Origin of the sequence: Corallococcus terminator (assembly GCF_003611635.1) — a bacterium.
Lineage (GTDB): Bacteria > Myxococcota > Myxococcia > Myxococcales > Myxococcaceae > Corallococcus > Corallococcus terminator.
In genome coordinates, this window is record NZ_RAVZ01000460.1 from 1 (window position 1) to 6,108 (window position 6,108).

A 6,108-nucleotide genomic window follows, 5' to 3' on the forward strand; every position below is an offset into this window, starting at 1 on the left:
CTCTGGCGAAGCCCCCACATGATCCCCGACGACGGCCCCGCCTCATCTTCTTCCTGGCTGCGACGCGGCCGGTGGTTCCTTGCCCTCGTGCCATTGGTGCTGGGGGTGGGGGTGTTGTTCTGGTGGCAGGCAAGCGAGGGGGCCGAAGCGCCAGAGGGCCTGCCGGAGGCCTCCCCCGTCCCGGAGCCCGAGCATCAAGAGATGGCCCGGGCCCCGGCGGGGCGCGCGGGTCCACCCGGGGCTGTCGAAGCAGCGGCGCCGTCGCTGCTCAGCCCCGAGGCCCGCGAGCGCGAGGCCCGGCGCGAGCTGTGGCAGAAGCGCCTGGAGCGCGCGCGCGCTTCGCTGGAGTCCTACGTGGCGGCCACGCGCTATCCGCCCGAGTCCCGGCCGAGCCGCGAGCATCCGGATCAGATGGAGTTGGCGGAGCCGGAGCGTACGCGGCCGTTGAGTCCGAAGGCCGCGCAGGACGGTACCTCCGACGTGCAGTTGCGGCTCAAGCAGGACAAGGTGTTCGTCGTCGGTGAGGAGTCCGTGTTCTTCACCGTGGCGTGCGAGGACTCGCGCCGGGAGCCGCGCCCGTGCGAGGTGCTGTCCGCGGTGGCGCACGAGGCGGAGCACATGGCGGGCGCGGGAGGCGCGGCCGGTGTGCCGCTCGCCTTCGGTGACCGCGGCCAGGACGGCGACATGGTGGCCGGGGATGGGGTGCTCACCGGCCGCTTCCAGCCGTCGAGGCAGGGCTTCGCGATGTTCTCCGGCACGCTGCGCGTGGACGTGCGCGTGCGCTCCGGCTCGCAGGAGGACGCGACGTTCTTCGACGTGCTCTACACGCCCGCGCCGCCCGCCACGTTCACCCGCCGGGTGCGCGAGGTGTTCGAGGCGGGCTCGTTGGATTTGTACCTGACGGTCCAGGTGCGCAAGGCGGGCCGGTACGTGGTGTCCGCGCGCCTGGATGACGAAGGGGGCGTGCCGTTCGCCGCGGTGTCCTTCAACGAGGAACTGCCCGAGGGCGTGCAGGAGGTGCGGCTCAACGTCTTCGGCAAGCTCGTCCGCGACGATGTCCCCACGTTCCCGCTGACCCTGCGCGACGTGGAGGGCTTCCTGCTCAAGGAGATGGGCGACCCGGACCGCGAGCTGATGGTCACGCTGCGCGGCCCGGTCCACACCACGCGCGTGTATCCGCTCCACCAGTTCTCCTCCTCGGAGTGGAACAGCCCGGAGCGAGACCGCTACACGAACGAGCTCAAGAAGGACGTGGTGGAGGCGCAGAAGCAGTTGGATGCCGCGCTCGCGGACACGCCCGCGCCCTGAGCCATGGGGTCCGGGCGCGGGTGACGACTGCCCCGCCTCAGGATTCGGGCGGGTGGAACGCCGGAGGCGCGGTGTGGGCCTCCGCTTCGGCTTCCACGAAGTCGGCGTCCTGCACGTCCTCGATGTCCGTCCCGGCGCTGGCCAGCGCGGCGGCGTCCACCGGGGCTTCGGCGTTCGCGGGGGCGTCCGTCACGGCGGCCTGGGTCAGCTCCGGCGCCACCACGACGCTGTCCTCGTGCATGAAGGCCGGCGGGGCTTCAGCCTGCGCTTCCGCCGGGGCCGCTGCCTGGGCTTCGGGGGCCTCCAGCGTGAAGTCGTTCACGTCCGCCAGGAAGTCATCTGGCGGCGGGACGTTCATCGACCCTTCGGCGTACTCGAGGTCCGGCACGCTGTCGTCCATCGTGGCCATGAAGTCGTCCTGACCTTCCGTGGCTCCGGAGGACTCCAACTCCAGGTCGGCGTCGGACCCTTCGGCGCCGGCCTCCTCGCTCAGGGCGCGCAGCTCCTCGTCGCTCAGGCCGGACAGGTCTCCCGACTCCAGGAGGAACAGCAGGTCCTCGGCCTCCTGCGCGGAGACGGTGCGGGGCATGGTGTCCAGGTTCTGGAGTTCCCAGGCCGCCGCGTCGGGCGACAGGATGTCGGACGGGTCCATGGAGGGATCCGTCTCCACCTCCTCGGTGCGCCGCTGGGGGTTGGCCAGCCGCGCCTGCATGAGCGGCGTCGACATGGGCATGCCCAGCCGCTGCGCGTACGAGGGGGCGGTTGCTTCGAACTCACTCACGCCCGCGAAGGCGCGCAGTTGCGAGTTCTCCATCAGGGCGGCCCGGGGCTCCGGGGACTCCTGGCCCGCGCGTCCACGCGCCGCGTTCGGGGCGGCTTCGTCGGGCCCGAGGTCCGCGAACAGCGCACCGTTCAGGTCGCCCTCGGCGTCCGCCTGGAAGTCGCTGTCGTCGGAGAAGCCCCTCCGCACCGGATCCACGGGCGCCAGGGGCTCCTTGCGCACCGGGGCGGTGACCTCCAACTGCGAGGAGATGGAGTAGGCCCGCGATGTCGAGATGCCAGAACCCACGCGGCGGATGGAGGTCATGGTTCTCCTCGGGTGATGGCCCGCACGTCGGGCAGCTTCTGGATTGTCCGCCGGGCCCGGGGGGAGTTGCTAGGGGGGCCCACGGAATCGGCTTCAGGAGGGCATGCGAGCATCGCGGACAACAATCCACCGACGATGCCCGATATCTTCTGCTGCCTCCCGTGACGTAATCAGGTGCGACATCATCCCGTTCGCCGTCAGGTCGTTGATTTCCGTGGTCCCCACCCTTCGTCCAGGACTGGATTTCCGTTCAGCATGGACGGGCGGGGGCAGGACGGGCGCAACGTCGGTCGTCGGACAAGGAAGTGCCATGGAGCACAGGGAACGGGCCTCCGAGCGTCTTTCTCAGGAGAAAACCCGGCGCGGGCAGCCCGGGCGCGAAGAGACATGGCCGCTGGCCTCCCGCTTGCTGTACGGGAGCCCAGCCAGGAGGCGGCAGTCATGAGATTCGAGAGCGCGGGGCAGACCCATATCGGGCGGCGACCGCACAACGAAGATGCGTACTGCGTCCTGCCCGAGCGTGGGTTGTTCGTGGTGGCGGACGGGTTGGGGGGACAGGAGGGCGGCGAGGTGGCCAGTCAGTGCGTGGTGGACACCTTCGCGGGCTTCAGCGACCGGTTGGATCGGGACCGGGACGGCACGTGGCCGGACGCGGTGGATCCCGCGAAGACCCGGGAGGAGAACTACCTGGCCGCCTGCACCGCGTCGGCCCAGCGCACCCTGCGCGTGCGCCGCGTGGGCAAGCTCAAGGAGATGGCCTCCACGGTGGTGGCGCTCGCGGTGGGAGAGCGCGGCGCGGCGGTGGCCCATGTGGGCGACAGCCGCCTGTACCGCCTGCGCGACGGACACCTGGAGCCGCTCACGCGCGACCACTCGCTCATCGAGGAGCTGCGCGCCGCCGGCCGCGAACCGCCGGGCAACCCGAACAACCTGCGCCACCTCATCACGCGCGCGCTGGGCACCGAGAACGCGGAGCCCACCGTGCGGAGGCTGGAGACGCAGCCCGGGGATGTCTTCCTGCTGTGCTCGGACGGACTGTATGAGCCGCTGGGGCCGGAGGCGATGACGGAGCTGTTGCAGGCCACGTCCGCCCAGGCCGCGTGTGATGCGCTCGTCTCCGCCGCCTACGAGGCCGGGGGCCGCGACAACATCACCGCCGTCGTGCTGCGCGTCGCCGCGGCCTGATCCGCCCGCGTCAGGACGGCTGGGGCCGGGGAAGTCAGGGAAGTGGACCCTTCGGGTCGGCGGGTCCTTCCGACCCGTCGAGGAGGGTCCGGTCCGACGGAGGGGAGTCGCCAGACACAGGGACTTCAATCCTTCGCCATTTCCGGGATATTCTGGGGCCCCCCGCCTCGCCCCCCCTCTCCCTCGACCGAGTGCCCGTTGCGTATGACGCTTAGCCTTGCCGCGCGCTTGACCGCGGCGCTCACCGCCGTGGTTATCGCCCTCACCCTTGGCACCGTGTCGTTGATGGGCCTGTCGCTGCGCTCGCGGGTGGAGGCCGAGATGGTCTCCGCGCTGGGGCGGGACGCGCTCCGCTGGCAGGCGCTGAAGGACCAGGAGGTGCGGGTCCTCACGGAGCTGTCCCGCGTGGCGGTGACGAGCCCGGTGTTCGCCAGCGAGCTGCAGCGCGGGGCCGCCGGGGGTGCGCAGGCGGGGCTGTTGGCGGATCAGCGCGCGCTCTTGGGCGTGGACCTGCTGGTGCTCGTGCGTCCGGATGGAACGCTGATTGCGTCCACGCGGGAGGGGAGTCTTCCGGGGCTGGAGAAGGTGGTGCGGCAGCAGGGGCACGTGTTGTTGCCGGCGACGGGCTCGCCCTTGTTGGCGGCGGCGCAGCCGGTCCAGTCCAACGGCGCCACGGTGGGCCATCTCGTGGTGGGCGCGGAGCTGGGCGCGGATGACCTGGGGCGCCTGGGCGCCGGCAGTGAGCAGTTGGAGTTGCTGCTGCACGTGGGGTCGCGGGTGGTGGCGCAGTCGGTGCGCACGGTGACGGCGCCCGCGCTGTTGTCGGCGGCGGCCTCGGGCGTGGCGAACGGCGGCGCGGTGGACGTGGGGGACGCGGCGCTGCACCTGTCGCGGGTGGACATGGGGGACGGGGTGGAGCTGGTGCTCGCGCGCGGCGCGGCGGCGGAGTGGGCGCGGATGCGCTCCACGCTGGTGGGCGTGTTCGGCATCGGGCTGCTGGTGGCGCTGCTGGCGGGCGCGGGCGTCTTCCTGCTGGTGCGGCGGATGATGGCGCCCCTGAACGCGCTGACGGCGGCGGCGGCGCGGGTGGTGGCGGAAGGGGACTTCAGCGGCACGCTGGAGGTCCATTCGAAGGATGAGATTGGGCAGTTGGCCACGTCCTTCGGGGACATGATGGCGCGGCTGCGCGCGGTGCTGGTGGCGCTCAAGGGGTCGGCGCAGGAGCTGGAGGCGACGGCGCTGGAGTTGGCCACGTCCGCGTCGGATCAGAATCTCGCGGTGACGCGGCAGGCGGCGGCGCTGCACCAGACGCAGATTGCAGCGCGGCAGCTCCAGGAGAGCTCCCGGGCGGCGGCGCAGCGGGCGACGGGCGTGCTGCGCGAGGCGGAGAAGGCGGGCGCGGTGGGGCAGGCGGGAGAGTCCGCGGTGGCGGGCAGCGTCGGGGGCCTGACGCACATCCGTTCGCAGGTGGAGCGCATCTCCAGCACGGTGTCGGAGCTGCGGCAGCGCACGCGGCAGGTGGGGGACATCACCGGAACGGTGAAGGACCTGGCGGACCAGTCCAACGTGCTGGCGCTCAACGCGGCCATCGAGGCGGCGCGCAGCGGCGAGTCGGGGCGGGCGTTCGCGGTGGTGGCGCGGCAGATGCGTTCGTTGGCGGACCAGTCCGCGACGGCGACCTCGCGCGTGCAGTCCATCCTCGGCGACATCGGCCGGGCCATCTCCGAAGCGGTGAAGACGAGCGAAGGCGGCTCGCGCGAGGTGGAGGGCGGGCTGGACCAGGCGAGGGCTGCCGGTGAGAGCCTGCGCGCGCTGGCCACGGTCATCCAGAACAACAGCGAGTCGGTGAAGAGCATCGCGGACATGGTCAGCCAGCAGGACGCGGGCATCGCGGAGCTGTTCGCCGCGCTGAGCGACCTGACCCGGTTGGCGGATGAGACGGTGGAGCGCGTGGCCACGAGCGCCGTCGCCGCCGCGCGCCTCACCACCGCGTCCCACGACGTGAGCACCATCGTGAGCCAGTACCGGCTGTGACGGTGGGGCGCGGGGGCTTCTCGTCACGAGCGCCCCGCGTCGCATGAAGCGAGCCTCTTCGATGGGCCGTGCCAGTCGTTACGCGGAGGGCTTGAAGCACCGCCCTCCGCGTCCGTGAGGCCCGTTACCCCGCCTCGCCGCCGTCGATGGCGTAGGCCGCGCCGGTGATGGCGCCCGCCGCCTCCGAAGCGAGGAAGAGGCACACCGCCGCGACCTCCTCCGGCTGGATGATGCGGCCCATCGCGTTCATCGACGCCAGGGCCTCGCGCGCCTGCTCCTCCGTGCGGCCCGTCGTCTTGGAGACGGCGGCGGTGGCGCCCGCGAACATGTCCGTCTCCACCCAGCCCGGGTTCACGTTGTTCACCGTGACGTTCTTGCGCGCGTACTCCACCGCCAGCGCGCGCGTCAGGCCCAGCAGCGCGTGCTTGGACGCGCAGTACGCGGACGTGTACTTCGCCCCGCGCGTGGAGGTGATGGAGCCGATGTTGATGACC

Annotated in this window: 5 protein-coding genes; 3 read left to right on the forward strand and 2 right to left on the reverse strand. The window is 71.7% G+C overall.

The window, feature by feature from the left end; translation table 11 throughout:
• A partial coding sequence (locus D7V88_RS37985) for a hypothetical protein (RefSeq protein ID WP_372241164.1) occupies nt 1-1,308 on the forward strand: 1,308 nt, incomplete at its 5' end.
• Between the two features lie 37 nt (nt 1,309-1,345).
• Here the strand turns inward: D7V88_RS37985 and D7V88_RS37990 are convergent.
• The gene (locus D7V88_RS37990; RefSeq protein ID WP_120545434.1) at nt 1,346-2,395 is read right to left on the reverse strand and encodes a hypothetical protein; all 1,050 of its coding nucleotides are present in this window, start codon (nt 2,393-2,395) and stop codon (nt 1,346-1,348) included.
• 441 nt (nt 2,396-2,836) lie between these two features.
• On the opposite strand from D7V88_RS37990, the gene D7V88_RS37995 reads away from it, so the two are divergent.
• Both D7V88_RS37995 and D7V88_RS38000 read left to right on the forward strand, forming a co-directional pair.
• Entirely contained in the window at nt 2,837-3,580 is a 744-nt protein-coding gene (locus D7V88_RS37995) for a PP2C family protein-serine/threonine phosphatase (protein WP_120545435.1), read from the forward strand.
• Between the two features lie 204 nt (nt 3,581-3,784).
• Complete coding sequence (locus D7V88_RS38000) at nt 3,785-5,614, forward strand: methyl-accepting chemotaxis protein (protein WP_120545436.1); 1,830 nt, start codon at nt 3,785-3,787, stop codon at nt 5,612-5,614.
• Nucleotides 5,615-5,738: 124 nt separating this feature from the next.
• Here D7V88_RS38000 and D7V88_RS38005 read toward each other — a convergent pair.
• Nucleotides 5,739-6,108 (reverse strand): SDR family NAD(P)-dependent oxidoreductase (locus D7V88_RS38005; protein ID WP_120545437.1); only part of this gene is annotated, 370 nt, incomplete at its 5' end.